At 42.8% G+C, this 16759-nt stretch carries 16 protein-coding genes and 1 riboswitch; of the genes, 7 read left to right on the top strand and 9 right to left on the bottom strand.

Features of this window, described 5'->3' with window-relative positions; genetic code table 11:
- Window positions 1-28 precede the first annotated feature (28 nt).
- The 3 genes from AACS92_RS18430 to rhlE all read right to left on the bottom strand — a co-directional run bounded on the left by AACS92_RS18430 (window position 29) and on the right by rhlE (window position 4034).
- Window positions 29-1303, bottom strand: coding sequence for a bifunctional O-acetylhomoserine aminocarboxypropyltransferase/cysteine synthase (locus AACS92_RS18430; protein WP_099109152.1), 1275 nt, complete (start codon window positions 1301-1303; stop codon window positions 29-31).
- Window positions 1304-1723: 420 nt separating this feature from the next.
- Window positions 1724-2695, bottom strand: coding sequence for a tRNA dihydrouridine(16) synthase DusC (gene dusC / locus AACS92_RS18425; RefSeq protein ID WP_099109151.1), 972 nt, complete (start codon window positions 2693-2695; stop codon window positions 1724-1726).
- Between the two features lie 4 nt (window positions 2696-2699).
- Window positions 2700-4034, bottom strand: coding sequence for an ATP-dependent RNA helicase RhlE (rhlE, locus tag AACS92_RS18420; RefSeq protein ID WP_099109150.1), 1335 nt, complete (start codon window positions 4032-4034; stop codon window positions 2700-2702).
- Between the two features lie 271 nt (window positions 4035-4305).
- On the opposite strand from rhlE, the gene cecR reads away from it, so the two are divergent.
- From cecR to AACS92_RS18390, 6 genes are all read left to right on the top strand, one after another.
- Window positions 4306-4983 (top strand): transcriptional regulator CecR, encoded by a 678-nt coding sequence (gene cecR / locus AACS92_RS18415; RefSeq protein ID WP_099109149.1) that lies wholly within the window; start codon window positions 4306-4308, stop codon window positions 4981-4983.
- Window positions 4984-5032: 49 nt separating this feature from the next.
- A complete protein-coding gene (gene hlyD, locus AACS92_RS18410) occupies window positions 5033-6022 on the top strand; it encodes a secretion protein HlyD (protein WP_099109148.1) in 990 nt (329 codons plus the stop codon).
- A 9-nt stretch (window positions 6023-6031) separates the two neighbouring features.
- Entirely contained in the window at window positions 6032-7768 is a 1737-nt protein-coding gene (locus tag AACS92_RS18405) for an ATP-binding cassette domain-containing protein (RefSeq protein ID WP_099109147.1), read from the top strand.
- Window positions 7765-8943, top strand: a complete 1179-nt coding sequence (locus AACS92_RS18400) for an ABC transporter permease (protein ID WP_099109146.1) — start codon at window positions 7765-7767, stop codon at window positions 8941-8943. The genes AACS92_RS18405 and AACS92_RS18400 overlap by 4 nt, the downstream gene beginning before the upstream one ends.
- A gap of 12 nt (window positions 8944-8955) precedes the next feature.
- Complete coding sequence (locus AACS92_RS18395; RefSeq protein WP_099109145.1) at window positions 8956-10062, top strand: ABC transporter permease; 1107 nt, start codon at window positions 8956-8958, stop codon at window positions 10060-10062.
- A gap of 276 nt (window positions 10063-10338) precedes the next feature.
- Window positions 10339-11349 carry a hypothetical protein gene (locus tag AACS92_RS18390; RefSeq protein WP_099109144.1) on the top strand — a complete coding sequence of 337 codons (1011 nt, stop codon included), beginning with the start codon at window positions 10339-10341 and terminating at the stop codon, window positions 11347-11349.
- A gap of 331 nt (window positions 11350-11680) precedes the next feature.
- On the opposite strand, the gene AACS92_RS18385 is transcribed toward AACS92_RS18390, so the two are convergent.
- The 6 genes from AACS92_RS18385 to moaA all read right to left on the bottom strand — a co-directional run bounded on the left by AACS92_RS18385 (window position 11681) and on the right by moaA (window position 15381).
- Window positions 11681-12166: an NUDIX domain-containing protein gene (locus AACS92_RS18385; protein WP_099109143.1), complete on the bottom strand. Its 486-nt coding sequence runs from the start codon at window positions 12164-12166 to the stop codon at window positions 11681-11683.
- A 92-nt stretch (window positions 12167-12258) separates the two neighbouring features.
- Window positions 12259-12969, bottom strand: coding sequence for a Bax inhibitor-1/YccA family protein (locus AACS92_RS18380; protein WP_099109142.1), 711 nt, complete (start codon window positions 12967-12969; stop codon window positions 12259-12261).
- 203 nt (window positions 12970-13172) lie between these two features.
- The gene (gene moaE / locus AACS92_RS18375) at window positions 13173-13631 is read right to left on the bottom strand and encodes a molybdopterin synthase catalytic subunit MoaE (protein WP_099109141.1); all 459 of its coding nucleotides are present in this window, start codon (window positions 13629-13631) and stop codon (window positions 13173-13175) included.
- 2 nt (window positions 13632-13633) lie between these two features.
- Window positions 13634-13879, bottom strand: a complete 246-nt coding sequence (gene moaD / locus AACS92_RS18370; RefSeq protein WP_099109140.1) for a molybdopterin synthase sulfur carrier subunit — start codon at window positions 13877-13879, stop codon at window positions 13634-13636.
- Entirely contained in the window at window positions 13876-14355 is a 480-nt protein-coding gene (gene moaC, locus AACS92_RS18365; protein WP_099109139.1) for a cyclic pyranopterin monophosphate synthase MoaC, read from the bottom strand. The genes moaD and moaC overlap by 4 nt, the downstream gene beginning before the upstream one ends.
- 33 nt (window positions 14356-14388) lie before the next feature.
- Window positions 14389-15381: a GTP 3',8-cyclase MoaA gene (gene moaA, locus AACS92_RS18360; RefSeq protein ID WP_193756889.1), complete on the bottom strand. Its 993-nt coding sequence runs from the start codon at window positions 15379-15381 to the stop codon at window positions 14389-14391.
- Window positions 15368-15563, bottom strand: a riboswitch (molybdenum cofactor riboswitch). Its footprint overlaps the gene before it by 14 nt.
- A gap of 281 nt (window positions 15564-15844) precedes the next feature.
- On the opposite strand from moaA, the gene yvcK reads away from it, so the two are divergent.
- Entirely contained in the window at window positions 15845-16753 is a 909-nt protein-coding gene (gene yvcK / locus AACS92_RS18355; RefSeq protein ID WP_099109137.1) for a uridine diphosphate-N-acetylglucosamine-binding protein YvcK, read from the top strand.
- Window positions 16754-16759 lie beyond the last annotated feature (6 nt).

Here is a 16759-nt window from a genome sequence, read left to right as displayed (position 1 = left end):
TAGCTTGCAATTCGTTGGTATATTTCAATTATTTTGCCATATCCAATGCTTGTGCAAGATCTGCAATAATGTCATCACTATGCTCAATGCCGATAGATAAACGGATCAAATCTCGTGATGCGCCGGCTTTTATCAACTCTTCTTCATTTAATTGACGATGAGTTGTAGACGCCGGATGACAAGCCAATGATTTAGCATCACCAATATTAACCAAACGTGTAATCAGTTGCAGAGCATCAATAAAACGTGTCGCTGCTTTTTCCTCTCCCTTAATACCGAAAGATAAAATAGCAGAAGGTTTCCCTCCCATATAACGTACAGCCAAATCATATTCAGGGTGTGTCGGTAGCCCGGCGTATTTAACCCAGGATACCAAAGGATGTTGTTCCAGATATTGAGCAACTTTCAAGGCATTTTCAGTATGACGTTCCATACGAAGAGCGAGTGTTTCAAGGCCCTGTAGAATCAAAAAGGCATTAAAAGGGGAAAGGGACGCACCAGTACTACGCAGCTGCCCAACACGACAACGGGCAATAAATGCTGCTACACCAAAATGTTCGAGATAATTTATACCATGATAGGCAGGATCTGGCGTATTCAAAACAGCAAAACGATCCTTATAGTCTGCCCAAGGAAAATTGCCCGAATCAATCACTATTCCACCAATAGAATTTCCATGACCACCAATATACTTGGTCAGGGAATGTACGATAATATCGGCACCATGTTCAAACGGACGACACAAGTAAGGTGTTGCAACGGTATTATCGGCAATAAGTGGAATACCGTGCCGATGAGCAATATCAGCGAATGCACGGATATCAATAATATTCCCGCTTGGATTACAGATCGTTTCACAAAAAACGGCTTTGGTTCTTTCATCAATCATCGATTCAAGAGCTGCAAGATCGTCATGATCAACAAAACGGACTTCAATCCCAATATTTGGGAAATTATGTGTCATTAAGTTATAAGTTCCGCCATACAATTTTGCTACAGAAACAATGTTATCTCCCAGGCCAGTAATTGTCTGAATAGCATAGGTGATTGCTGCCATGCCAGAGGCAACAGCAAGTGCACCCACTCCTCCTTCTAAAGCAGCAATACGTTTTTCCAGCACATCATTAGTCGGGTTCATAATGCGGGTGTAAATGTTGCCTTCAACTTTTAAATCAAATAAATCAGCGCCATGCTGTGAGTCATCAAAGGCATAGGACGTTGTTTGATAAATTGGGACTGCAACTGCTTTAGTTGTAGGATCAGGAGAGTAACCGGCATGAATGGACAGTGTTTCTAATTTCATTGGCATTTCCTTCATTGAATTACAAGTAAGGTCATAGTGAAATGGACATTTCTCAGGCCCGCTTCAGCATCCAATGATGAATAACATCAGCAAAACATGAAGAAATGTCTCACGGAACAAATGATCAAATTTGTGACAATCCAGCTGACTGATGTGGTCAATTCAGACAATTTGCTTATGAAATATTCAATATGTATACACAATATCTTTCAGGCTACATCGCGGTAGCAAGGGTGTTCATCCCCGAAAGCATAGATAACCGTCTGTCTATAAAAAAGGTGACTGGGGTGAATAAGCGCAACCAGCAAAGGCGCAACCTGAAAAACGAAGTGTATAGCATCTTTCAGAATAGAGAACAATAACGATAAAAATAACATCATTATCATTGTAGAAACTGATAGGGACCTGAGAATACGTCAACTAAACCGCTGCGTTATCAACCAAATACATGTCGTTCTCTACAACTCGAGAAATCATTTCAGCTATAGCCGATGACGTTTTTAATGCCCTGACTTGCACAAATAGCTCCTCAGCTTCACGGTATTCTCTACGTAGATAACCAAGCCATTGCTTAATACGGGCGACATGATATAAACCGGTATCTCCTTGTTTTTCCAACAGGGTGTATTTCTGTAATAGCCGGAGCACACCATGCCACGGCATTTTCGGTTCATTAAATTTAATCACCCGGCTTAAATTCGGCACATGCAGCGCACCACGGCCAATCATCACTGAATCACATCCGGTGACTTTGAGACACTCCTGTGCACTTTGCCAGTCCCATATTTCTCCATTCGCAATGACCGGTATGGCAAGGCGACGGCGGATCTCGCCAATCGCCTGCCAGTTTATGCGTTCTGCTTTATAGCCATCTTCCTTAGTACGTCCATGCACTACCAGTTCAGTTGCACCTGCCTGCTGAACAGCATCTGCAATTTCAAACTGCCGGGAATCGGAATCCCATCCCAGACGTACTTTGACTGTAACCGGCAATTCTGCCGGTACAGCTTGCCGCATGGCTTTGGCTCCTCGGTAGATAAGCTCGGGATCTTTCAGTAAAGTAGCCCCGCCGCCATTACCATTGACGGTTTTGGAAGGACAGCCACAATTTAAATCAACTCCCCACGAACCCAATTCCACCGCTCTGACTGCATTTTCAGCCAGCCATGACGGATCTTGCCCTAAAAGCTGTATCCTGACCGGTGTTCCCGATGGCGTCCTGCTCTGGCGATACAGTTCAGGACACAAACGGTAAAAAGACCTTACCGGCAATAAGCTATCCACGATCCGCAGGAATTCCGTAATACAGAGATCGTAATCATTGACCTCACTAAGCAATTCCCTGACCAGTGAATCCAGAACGCCTTCCATCGGAGCCAGCAAAACGCGCATTGTATTACTCTCCTGCTACCGCTTTAGCTGGTCTGCGATTGCGAGGTTTCTGTGATGAGGCACTCTTTGGCCATACATTCTTGTTGCGTGAATGGCCATGATTTTGCCGGTTAGCGCCCTGTTTATCACCGGTACGCTGAGCTCGGGGCTGATTGCTGCGCCCGTTACGGCCATTCTGGATAGGCTCTGCTTTAATCGAAGGATCGGGTTCATAGCCGGGAGTGGTGATACGCGGAATTTCCCGTTTCAGCAAGCGTTCAATATCTTTCAATAACTTATGTTCATCAACACATACCAGAGAGATTGCCTGCCCTGTTGCTTCGGCACGACCGGTACGACCGATACGATGCACATAATCTTCTGCAACATTCGGCAATTCATAGTTAACAACATGAGGTAGCTGGTCAATATCCAGCCCACGGGCCGCGATATCCGTTGCAACTAATGCCCGTATCTGACCACTTTTAAAATCAGCCAATGCACGGGTTCTGGCACCTTGGCTCTTATTGCCATGAATCGCTGCCGCAGTAACACCATCTTTATTGAGCTGTTCTGCCAAACGGTTTGCGCCATGTTTCGTACGGGTAAATACCAGTACCTGTTGCCAGTTCTGGCTGCCAATCATATAAGAAAGCAATTCCCCTTTGCGTTTCTTATCTACAAAATGGACAGCCTGTTCAATTTGCTCAGAAGCTGAATTACGACGGGCAACTTCTACACTGACCGGATCACGCAGTAATTTGTTAGCCAGATTTTTGATCTCATCCGAGAATGTTGCTGAAAACAGCAGATTCTGACGTTTGGCTGGCAGTTTATTCAGTACCCGACGAATATCATGAATAAAGCCCATATCCAACATACGATCCGCTTCATCCAGGATCAGCATTTCCACGTGGGATAGGTCTACGGCATTTTGGTGTTCCAGATCCAGCAAACGCCCTGGTGTTGCTACTAAAATATCGACTCCACCACGCAATTTCATCATTTGCGGGTTGATACTTACCCCTCCAAATACCACAAAGGAACGTAGCCGGAGATATTTGCTGTAATTGCGGACATTTTCCCCCACTTGTGCCGCCAGTTCACGGGTTGGCGTCAGGATCAAAGCCCTGACCGGGCGACGCCCTTTAGATTGAATGGGAGATTCACTCAATAACTGTAAGATAGGCAAAGTAAAACCTGCCGTTTTCCCCGTTCCGGTCTGGGCACTCGCCAGTAGATCTTTACCGGACAACACAACAGGAATTGCCTGTTGTTGAATAGGGGTAGGCTCTGCGTATCCTTGTTCTTCAATGGCACGCAAAATATCAGCCTTCAAGCCGAGTGACTCAAAATTCATAAATAAGAAATACTCCAGACTTCACCATTCCTGATATCAATTCAGGGGCAGTTTTATGGGAAGAGAAAAGACGCGATAAAACGCTTAGAAATTACATAAACTGCAATGCACCATAGGTGCGGCATTATAACAGATATGTTTTTTCAAACAGCATGCAGCATAGGTAAATTTATGTCATCTTTACATCAGGATGCTTTAGTTTTAAAGTTAATCATACGATTGATATATTTATGACCATTTTAATGGCTCTTATCACAGGATATTTTCCAACATGGCAGCGAAAACGGCTCAGACGTCACGAGGCGAACAAGCTAAGCAACAACTTCTTGAATCTGCATTAGAGATTTTTGGTAAATCAGGTCTGGAAGGCGCAACTACCCGTAATATTGCCCAACACGCAAAACAAAATATCGCCGCCATTGCTTATTATTTTGGCTCTAAAGAAGGGCTATATCTTGCTGTCGCACAACATATTGCCGACAGATTAAAAGCAGAGTTTTCCCTGCTGATTGCATCTATTGACCAATTTTTTATCACAATGCCTCAACCTTATCCGCAAGAACAGATACTGGCATTTATTCATCAGGGGCTGATTAGCTATAACCATCTCATTTTCGATAAAAGCAGCCTTAATCTCAGCCGTATTATGTCGCATGAACAATTGACGCCTACAGAAGCTTATAGCGTTATTCATGAACAGGGACTTGCTCCGATTTATTCCCGCCTGAATAAACTCATTGCCCATTATATCGGTGCTGATGAAGGTCACGTTTCCACCCAAATCCACACACATGCCTTATTAGGGGAAATCCTCTCCTTCCGGTTGGCACGGGAAGCCCTATTACGTCAGACCGGCTGGGATAATATTGGTACCCGAGAATATGAGTTAATTAATCAGGTCTTAACTCAACATATTAATATATTACTTAATGGACTGAGGAAAAAATAACCACCCGCAGGACGATTCGAAAATTTAATAACGTATAAGGGATAGTAGTATGAACACTAAAAAGTTTGCTCTTGTCCTATTAGCGATCATCATTATTACTGCTGTCATTGGTATTTACTATTATCAGGAACGAAATGACAAAGAGTTAACCCTGTATGGCAATGTTGATATCAGAACAGTCAACCTTGGGTTCCGGGTCAATGGCAAGCTGGAAACCCTGCAAGTGGATGAAGGAGATACCATCACCGCAGGCCAGCTTCTTAGCCAGCTCGATAATTCTCCCTTTATTAATGCCCTGAATCAGGCCAAAGCCAACCGCGATGCCGCTAAGGCAAATCTTATAAAAGCAGAAGCAGGTTATCGCTTAGAAGAAATTGCACAAGTGCGGGCTGAAGTTGCCCAAAAAGAATCCGCATTCCGCTTTGCTGATAGTTTTCTGAAGCGACAGCAGGAATTATGGCAACGCAAAATGATTTCAGCCAACGATCTGGAAAATGCGAAAACCGGGCAACATCAGGCGTTGGCCGCTTATCAGGCAGCCAAAGATAAATTACGTCAGTTTGAGGCTGGGAATCGTAAAGAAGATATTGCTTCAGCCAAAGCCCAGTTCGCTCAGACTGAGGCGGCAGTCGCTCAGGCTGAACTCAATTTGCAGGATACTCATCTTCTTTCCCCTTCCGACGGAATTATCCTTACCAGAGCCATTGAGCCGGGCACAATTCTGGCCGCCGGCAATACGGTCTTTACGCTATCACTGACTAATCCTGTCTGGATAAGAGCATACATTGATGAGCCGAATCTCAATCAGGCAACAGCAGGACGAAATATTCTGATTTATACCGATGGCCGAAAAAATCAGCCTTACCACGGCAAAATTGGTTTTGTTTCCCCGACCGCAGAATTTACCCCGAAAAATGTTGAAACTCCCGACTTAAGGACAGATTTAGTTTATCGCCTGCGTATTATTGTCAATGATCCGGATAAAGAGCTAAAGCAAGGAATGCCCGTTACGTTGCGTTTTACTGACTCAGACAAGTAAGGCAACAATATGACCAGTTCAGCCTATACAATAAAACTGAACGGTGTGGAGAAAACTTTTCCGGGGTTAGAAATTCCGGCGGTATCCCAATTAAATGCTGAGTTGTTCGGGGGATCTGTTACTGGGCTTGTCGGCCCGGATGGAGCGGGAAAAACCACACTGATACGAATGTTGGCCGGGTTACTGAAGCCAAATCACGGCACTATTGAAATAATGGGGCTTGATCCCATTAAAGACAGTGTCGAAGTTCGTTCTAAACTGGGCTATATGCCCCAAAAATTTGGCCTGTATGAAGACTTAACCGTACAGGAAAACCTCGATTTATATGCAGATCTGCGTAGTGTAACCGAAAAAGAGCGACAATCCACTTTCCGGAAGCTACTGACTTTTACTGATTTAACCCGCTTTACTGACCGACTGGCAGGTAAGCTCTCCGGCGGGATGAAACAGAAACTAGGTCTGGCCTGTACATTGGTCGGCAGCCCCAAAGTGCTCTTGCTGGATGAACCCGGCGTGGGTGTAGATCCCATTGCCCGACGGGAATTATGGCAAATGGTGCATGAGCTTGCCTCTGATGGCATGCTGATTTTATGGAGCACCTCTTATTTAGATGAAGCCGAACTTTGCCCTGATGTTTTATTGCTGAATCAGGGTGAATTGCTTTATCGCGGTCAGCCGCAAAAACTGACTCAGGGTATCGCCGGACGCTCTTTTCTGCTTGATATCAAACCAGACTCCCGCCGGAAAATTCTGCAACAGGCACTCACGTTGCCACAAGTCACCGATGGCGTGATTCAGGGCAGATACCTTCGTCTTATTTTAAGAGCCGGCGCTGACAGTACTGAACTAGGTCAGCAAATAGGACTGCCTGATATCAAACTTTTTGATGCGGAACCACGCTTTGAAGATGCTTTTATCGATTTACTGGGTGGCATCCCTTCCCGCCGTTCAGAGCTGGCAGAAATCATGCCGCAGATCCCGCCAAATCCGACAGAAACCGTAATAGAAGCGCGTGATCTGACAAAAAAATTCGGCGACTTTACTGCTACAGATCATGTGAACTTTCAGGTAAAACGAGGTGAAATTTTTGGCTTGCTGGGGCCCAATGGAGCAGGAAAATCGACGACATTCAAAATGATGTGTGGATTGATGCTTCCGACACATGGCAATGCACTGGTATTGAATATGGATTTAAAAACCGATTCAGGTCAGGCTCGTCAACACCTCGGTTATATGGCACAAAAATTTTCACTCTATGGTGATTTAACCGTAGAGCAAAACCTGAAATTCTTTTCCGGCGTTTATGGTCTGAGTGGTCGCCATCAAAAGAAAAAAATGGCAGAAATGATCAGTGCTTTTAGCCTGAAATCCATTTTGCAGCAAACAACCGACAGCCTGCCACTCGGTTTTAAACAACGGTTGGCCCTTGCCTGCGCTCTGATGCATGAACCCGATATTCTGTTTCTGGATGAACCGACATCAGGTGTTGATCCACTGACACGTCGTGAATTCTGGTTACACATCAATGGGATGGTGGATAAAGGTGTTACCGTGATGGTCACGACACATTTCATGGATGAAGCAGAGTATTGTGACCGTATCGGTTTAGTTTTTCGCGGAAAATTAATTGCAGCAGGTACACCTGACGAATTGAAGCGACGGGTATCAACGACAGAGCGCCCTAACCCTTCAATGGAAGATGTTTTTATCGACCTCGTGGTGAATTACGATAAGGAGCCGCAATGAGTCGTAATGAAGAAAATCATGCTGAACAACCCCCCAAGACTCAAAAAGCAGTCAGTTTTTCATGGCGGCGACTAAAAGCACTTTGTATTAAAGAAAGTAAGCAGATTATACGTGATCCCAGCAGTACCTTAATTGCTGTCGTGATTCCACTTATGCTGCTGTTTATTTTCGGTTACGGGATTAATCTTGATTCCAGTAAACTTCGCCTCGGTATCTTGATGGAGCAACAAAGCAAAGATGCACAGGAACTGGTTCATGCATTCACCGGGTCACCTTATATTGATGCCACGATCAGCAATAACCGCCAACTTTTGATCAATAAAATACAGGCCGGTGAAATTCGCGGCATTATTGTTATCCCGGTCAATTTTGATGCACAGCTTGCCCGGGTTAGTGATCATGCTCCAATTCAGGTGATCACAGATGGCAGTGAACCTAATACAGCCAATTTTGTACAGGGTTATGCTAAAGGGGTTTGGCAAATCTGGTTACAGCAACGAGGGCAAAATCAGGGAACCTCAACAATCCCACTCATTGATATGCAAATCCGTTACTGGTTTAATCCGGCTGCAATCAGCCAGCATTTTCTTATTCCCGGTGCGATTTCAATTATCATAACAGTCGTTGGAGCAATCCTGACTTCTCTAGTTGTCGCTCGCGAATGGGAACGGGGTACGATGGAGGCTCTTTTATCCACTCAGGTTACCCGAACCGAATTATTGCTTTCCAAATTACTGCCCTATCAGGTTCTCGGCTCTTTCGTCATGGTACTTTGCATGGTTTTTGCCGTCTTTATTATGGGTATTCCTTATCATGGTTCGCTCTGGATACTGGCTTTGATTTCCAGCCTGTATCTCGCTACTGCTTTAGGGATGGGGTTATTAATCTCGACAGTGACCCGTAACCAATTTAATGCGGCAATGATTTCCCTTAATGCTGCTTTTTTGCCAGCCATTATGCTGTCCGGCTTTGTATTTGAAATAAATAGTATGCCGTTGTTAATTCAGCTCTCTACTTATATTGTTCCTGCCCGTTATTTTGTCAGTAGCTTACAGACTCTCTTTTTGGCGGGTAATATCGGTACCGTTTTAATCACAAATTTGCTGTTTTTAATTGCCAGCGCTATCGTGTTTATTGGCCTGACTGCATGGAAAACCCGCCGACATCTGGATTAAAAAGGAAAGAACATGTTTCATCGCCTATATACACTCGTCATGAAAGAATTACAGTCTCTCCTGCGAGATCCTCAGACACGGGCAACGCTGATCCTGCCCGTTATTTTTCAGATGATACTGTTTCCGTGGGCTGCAACTCTGGAAGTTAAAAATGCCACTATCGCAATTTATGACGAAGATAAAGGGCAGGTATCCATCGAACTGACCCAACGGTTGGCGAAATCTAAAGCCTTTCCTGATCTGATTATGCTGAACAGCTCTCAGGAGATTCGACCGACACTGGATAATCGTGATGCCTTGCTATTAGTTCGTTTTCCACAAAATTTCAGTGCTAATATTGCCAGCCATTCCCCTACTTCCATTCAGGTTCTGCTTGATGGACGTAACTCAAACAGCGCGCAAATTGCTGCCAACTATCTTCAACAGATTGTGATGAACTATCAGAAAGAGTTACAGGGCAATATGCCGGGGATAAATAACAGCGAACTAATTATTCGCAACTGGTATAACACCAATCTGGATTATAAATGGTTCGTGGTTCCGTCTCTGGTTGCCATGATAACAACCATTGGCGTCCTGATCGTTACCGCTCTTTCCGTTGCCCGTGAGCGAGAACAGGGAACATTGGATCAATTGCTCGTTTCCCCTCTTACCACATGGCAAATTTTCATTGGTAAAGCTATTCCGGCGTTAGTGGTAGCAACAGTGCAGGCAAGTATCGTTTTGCTGATTGGAACATTGTGTTACCAAATTCCTTTTTCAGGCTCACTACTTCTGTTTTACGGCTGTATCCTGATTTACGGGCTATCGCTGGTCGGGTTTGGCTTACTCATCTCCGCTATTTGTTCGACACAACAACAGGCCTTTATCGGCGTTTTTGTATTTATGATGCCTGCCATCCTTCTTTCTGGATATATCTCTCCCGTTGAAAACATGCCCATCTGGTTACAGGATATAACATGGATAAACCCGATCCGGCACTTTACTGACATCACTAAACAGATTTATTTGAAAGGCGCTAATTTTTCGGTGATCTGGCACAGTCTATGGCCTTTACTGGTGATTATTGTGACAACAAGTGGAATTGCTTATCGGTTATTCCGGAGCAAAATTGCGTGATGTTATTGTTCATACTATGGGTTGATACATGTAATTTTTCGCCTATACTTAGTACTGATAGGTTTCGTATTTTTCTTCGCAATATTTAACCATATAGGCTTTTATAATAATTAAGGTATATCCCATATCTACATATTTTTATTTATAATAAAAAACATCACATTGAAAAATATAAATATAACTTACACTTATTACTGAAATCTGTTCCAGAAAAAATAATCATTCTGTATAAGAACAAAATACAGTATTTAAAAGAATAAATTAAAGGAGATATTTATGGGCAATATTAAAAATTTTCACTGGCATGGAGTAAACGATATTAACATAAGAATAAACCATATAAACAAAAGTAATACAGCCAGTATTTTTGCTAATAAAAGAAATATGATATCTGTAACAATAAAGATTCAGCCAACTGATATTTATGGTAAAACTATTTTAATCCCAAGCAGCTTACTGTTAAAACATATTTATCTTATTGATCATCATACTGAAGAAAAAATAACTTATAAAGCAGCAGGAAATGATCCTTTTACATGGTCATATACCGATGACCCAAATGAATTTACAGCAATACCAGGAAGTTCATCTTATATTGTTCTAAAACCAGATAAAAAATCAGAGAATAGTGTGATTTTTTATGTATATTGCTCACCATCAGCTATAAATCAAGTTAAAAAAATAGCTGTTTTAGTGAAAACACCTAGATATGAATATACTACTGCTCATCAGGAAAAAAAAGATGCATTTATTCAATTAACATCACTCAATGAAATATATTACCACCTATCTGATTTAGAAAGTAATGAAGTCCTTATCACAACTCACTCTGAATGGGATGATACTTTCTTCTGGAACCAATTCAATACATACGTATCGCTTAAACAAAAAGATAAATATGGAAAACGGAATATCATAAAATTAGAAAACTTTGGTGGTATGCTCGATTCTGTTCATCAACTTTATCATCTGGATACTGGGTATTCTCGTTACTATTCCCATTTTCTCTGGTCATTAGGCGAGTATACAACGGTATCCGTAGGAAATACTAAATGGTTTGATTTAAATATTACACATCCTATAGATATAGAAATTAGACAAATAGCTAATGCTCTTTGTTTTACCGTCATTTTTATGGGATTCGATTCAATTGGTAAATCACAGGATACTTGGTACGACATGTATATAAAAATCTATGATCAATTCGGTAATAATGGCACTTTCGATATCGTACCGAGAAATGATAACCATCAAGAAAAACTTAAAATCCATCTTGCAGATCATTGAATAATAATCATTAATTATCTGATATACTAAATTAACTTTAAAATATAGAAATTAAAGTCTAAAAATTATCTATCAGCTGGATAGCCACCCCCTGTATTTTCCGGATAAAATGGCATAAAAAATGATGAAGGATTTCACGGAATGTTTTTTATATTCGGAAATAAATATTGTTTCGTACCTGCTCAGGCATGTACTTCCATAACTGCTTAATCGGTTGAGATTAAGGCTGTAGTGAGGTATAAGGCATATGAATAAGTCAATTAATTTTATTGTTGGTAATACTACCGTGACTATTTTGTGATTATATGTTCATCCAACCTTTTTATCAGCCTTAATTCACATCCCCTAAATAGATAGGAAAATCAGCAGAAAAACGCTTTTCTACAATCAAGGAACGTAGGACCGCAGGAAATAAAGGCAAGTTTATAACATCCTTCAAATTGACCCATTGAGCACCTATTTGATCCCTGTCTGCATCGATATCTCGATTATGAATTTCGGGATTTTTATCGGCAAGCGAGGCAAGAAAAATCAATTCAGTTTGATGGACTTCTTTATCAAACTCAGCAAATTCATGATTACTGCCTATATATTCTCTAACAAATACCAGCCGTGACGGTTCAATCTTATATGCAGTCTCTTCAAGGCACTCTCTAATTAAGGTTTGAGTCAAGGTTTCTCCAAACAGTTGCCCTCCACCTGGCAAGGTATACCATTCATCTGAATCTGATTTATATCTGACGAGTAAGATCTGCTCTTTGTGGAAAATGATAGCTTTTGCTGAAATACGAATAGTGGCAGCACTACTTTGATTCACAAATAACACTCCGATAAAAAGGAAATTTTAGCAAAAAGGCCCTGCTAAACAGGGCCTGTCACACATCAGAACAGTGAAGGAATTTTCAGCAATTAGCGACGGTCGCCCAGAATGCGCAGCAGCATCAGGAACAGGTTAATGAAGTCCAGATACAGGGTTAATGCGCCAGTGATAGAGTATCTGCGCATATTCTCTTTATCATTAACATCCAGCTCAGCACCCATTTCTTTCAGTTTCTGAGTGTCGTAGGCAGTCAGGCCGGCAAAAACCAGTACACCAATATAGGTGATTGCCCACATCAGAGCCGGGCTTTTCAGCCAGATATTGACCAAAGAAGCCAGAACGATACCAATCAACCCCATAAACAGGAAGCTGCCCATACCACTCAGGCTACGCTTGGTGGTGTAACCATAAACGCTCAACGCACCAAACATCGCCGCCGAGATGACAAAGGTGCTGGCAATGGAGCCGCTGGTATAAACTACAAAAATGCTGGATATCGTCAGCCCGGTCAGCATGGAATAGAGCATAAATAGCCCGGTAGCTACGGCACCACTCATTTTATGTACCAAACCAGACAGCACAAACACCAATGCTAGTTGTGCAATGATCAAACCATAAAAAACGATGGAGTTACTGAAGATGGCATATAAGATTTCTGGTGTATTTGCTACATACCATGCAACAAATGCAGTTAACAACAGACCACAGGTCATCCAGCCATAGACCTGTGCCATATAAGTTTGTATACCTGAGCCAGCTTGCTGGACAATCGAACCGTTGGAACGTTGATATCGGTCCATGACGAGTACCTTTTATGACAATGTTGAAGGATTAAGACTGTTTAACAAAAAACAATCTGTTTCAAATGCTATACATTAGCATAGAACATGAACAAAACCATCTGCCAATTAATCACAATTTTAGTGATATATGATTTATCTACCCGCTTTTAGAGATAACTCGCAAAAGGCCTCATCAATATGTTTTTTATGATCTTATCTCACTACGTAAACCAGCGTTCTGCCGCTTCCTGATCGCTTTTTCTTGCTTCTACCCAGCGTTCCCCAGTGTTAAGGGATTCTTTTTTCCAGAAAGGGGCCTGCGTTTTTAAATAATCCATCAGAAATTCGGCAGCAGCAAACGCTGTACTGCGATGTGCCCCCGTTACGCCAACAAATACAATTTCATCCCCCGGATGTAGTTTTCCAATACGATGAATAATATTGATCCGCTGTAAGGGCCAACGTTGGCGGGCTTCATCAACAATTTTATGCAGCATGTTTTCTGTCATGCCCGGATAATGTTCCAGAGTCAGCGCCTGAACATTATCACCTAAATTGTGATTACGAACTTTACCCGTGAAAGTCACAATCGCGCCATCTTCATCAGATTGTGCCAGCCATTGGTATTCCTCACCGACATTAAACACCGCTTGCTGGATACTGATTCGTGTCTTTTCCATCGTTAGCCTCCGGTGACCGGCGGGAAAAATGCCACTTCATCACCGTCATTCAGTGGGTGTTCCGCGTGAACAAACGCTTGGTTCACGGCTGCCAGCAATTTCCCATCCTCCAATGCCAGCGCCCAACGTTCACCTTTTTCAAGTAGCGACCTGCGAAGGTGCGCCACCGTTGGATAATCATTCGGTAATTCAAGAGAATCTGTGCCTACCAGTTCCCGTACCTGTGCGAAAAACAGAACTTTTATCATTTTTTCACCTTAAAATTTCCTGACTTCCCACCACTTTTTTCCAGCAAACGAACCGGCCCGATAACCATATCTTTTTGTACTGCTTTACACATATCATAAATGGTCAAAGCTGCCACAGAAGCCGCTGTCAGCGCCTCCATTTCTACCCCTGTCTTCCCTGTCAGACGGCAGCAGGATTCAATTCTGACCCGGCTGTGTTCTGTTTGTGCTTCTAATTGAACTTCAACTTTACTAAGTAACAAAGGATGACACAGTGGAATTAGTTCCCATGTCCGTTTTGCTGCCTGAATGCCGGCAATACGCGCGGTTGCAAAAACATCCCCTTTGTGATGATCACCGGAAACAATCATAGCCAGTGTTTCAGCCTGCATTTCGACAAAGGCTTCAGCTCTGGCCTCGCGTACTGTTTCTGTTTTGGCAGAAATATCCACCATATGAGCTTCGCCGGATGTATTGATATGAGTCAGTTGAGACATTCTCGCTCCTGAAAAATAAATTGAGCCGTTAAATTAACCACCAATGAAAGAAAGATTAGGGGTGATACCACTATCTCCCTGATGCAAAAAGTGAGTTTCACGCTTATGCCTCAACCCACCCTGTATGCGTAATTTCAAATCGTTGAGAGATCCGTCATCAGATAGCAAATCACGCAATGGGATTCCCTGTTCACCAAACAGGCATAAATGAAGATTACCAATGGCAGAGACACGCAGGCGATTACAGCTTTGGCAGAAATTCTTCTCATACGGCATTATCAGACCAATTTCGCCCTGATAATCCGCATGTCTGAAAACCTGAGCCGGGCCGTCACTACGTTCTCGTTGTTGCAGTTGCCAGCCCTGTTGGAGTAAGCGGCTACGTATTACATCACCGGAAAGATGATGGTGCCGGAAGTGTTCACTCCCTTCTCCCGTTTCCATTAGTTCAATAAAACGCAATTGAATCGGACGGTGTTTTATCCAGTCAAGGAACGCTGGCAGGCAGGTATCATTGATATTTTTCATTAATACCGCATTCACTTTGACTGTGCTAAAACCTGTTTCAAAGGCTGCATCAATGCCACGCATAATCTGAAAGAATTTATCCTGCCCGGTAATAGCGTGAAACTGGCGAGGATCAAGACTATCCACACTTACATTAATCGCTGTAAGCCCCGCTTCCTTCCAGCGGGTCACATCGCGCTCCATCCGGTAACCATTCGTCGTAACCGCAATTTTTTTAATCTGCGGGTTTTCATGCACTGCTGCGATTATGTCGCAAAAATCACGGCGCATAGTGGGTTCGCCACCAGTCAGACGAATTTTTTCGGTACCTAATTCTGCAAAAGCGCGGCTAACACGATGGATCTCCGGCAAAGTAAGAAATGATTTGTTGAGTTGATTGCTGCCAGGCTGGTAGCCGTTAGGCAAACAGTATGTGCAACGAAAGTTGCATACATCAGTAACCGATAACCTCAAGTAATAAAACTTGCGGGAAAATGTATCGATAAGTTGTTCCACTATAACACCTTCCAATCATGGGGGATGCAAGCATTTCTGCCTTGCACCCTGGTGACTCAGGAGCCACGGCCAAAGCATCATATCGATGTGGTATTAATTTGATAGAACAATTTACGGTAGAATCAATTAATAAAAAATTTATACAACAAAGACTTAGACGCAGAGGCTAGGGGTTAATTTCAAATTTAATCATCATATGAATCGTGACATACGTGACTAAACCTTGCTGTGGGATTCTACCCCTTAAATTAGAAAAAAGCTAACGACAATCTCGATATATATTTTATTATACAAAGAGTTACAAAAAACCATCAGCATCAGCCTATTGTTACTTATTCATTCTGTTTATATCCTGAAATACTTGATAAAAATCGCATAAAATCATGGTGATTGCTAAAAGCATCACATTTTATGGTAGATTATATAAAATTTACTCAAGCACATTTAATTCAGTAGCAGGAACCCTATGCGAAACCGAACATTAGCCGATTTGGATCGTGTGGTTGCCCTTGGCGGTGGTCACGGACTTGGGCGCGTTATGTCATCTCTCTCCTCCCTTGGTGCCCGCCTGACTGGTATTGTCACAACAACAGATAATGGAGGTTCAACAGGGAGAATAAGGCGCTCAGAAGGCGGTATCGCCTGGGGTGATACCCGGAACTGCCTTAACCAGCTGATCACGGAGCCGACTGTTGCTTCAGCTATGTTCGAATACCGGTTTGGCGGTAGTGGCGAATTAGCCGGACATAATCTGGGCAACTTAATGTTGAAGGCTTTAGATCATTTAAGCGTCCGCCCTCTTGAGGCAATTAATCTGCTCAGAAATTTGCTGAAAGTAAATGCGCATTTGATCCCTATGTCCGAACAAGCCGTTGACTTAATGGCAGTGGATGCTCAGGGCTATGAAGTGCATGGAGAGGTGAATATCGACCAGCTGGATTGTGTTCCCAAAAAGTTGATGCTTTATCCCCATGTCAGCGCCACCAAAGAAGCTCTGGAAGCGGTTGAACAGGCTGATTTGATCTTGATAGGCCCGGGCAGTTTCTTTACCAGTTTAATGCCATTATTGTTACTGGAAGATTTAACCCAGTCCCTGCGACGCAGCAATGCCAATATGATTTATATCGGTAATTTAGGGAAAGAACTCAGCCATGCGGCGGCCGATCTTTCATTGAAAGAAAAACTTGAGATGATAGAGAATACAATCGGGCGCAAAATGATCAACGCAATCATTGTTGGCCCACGTACTGATATCAGCCAGTTAGATGACCGAATTGTTACACAACAGGTCTTAGAGGCACAGGATGTTCCTTATCGCCATGATCGTGAACTATTACGACAAGCAATAGAAGATACACTGCAAAAACTGGGCTAATAATAC

Origin of the sequence: Xenorhabdus sp. KJ12.1 (genome assembly GCF_963876495.1) — a bacterium.
GTDB classification, from domain to species: domain Bacteria; phylum Pseudomonadota; class Gammaproteobacteria; order Enterobacterales; family Enterobacteriaceae; genus Xenorhabdus; species Xenorhabdus stockiae.
The sequence above is the reverse complement of the archived record's forward strand: the minus strand, read 5'-3'. Positions and strand labels throughout refer to the sequence as shown.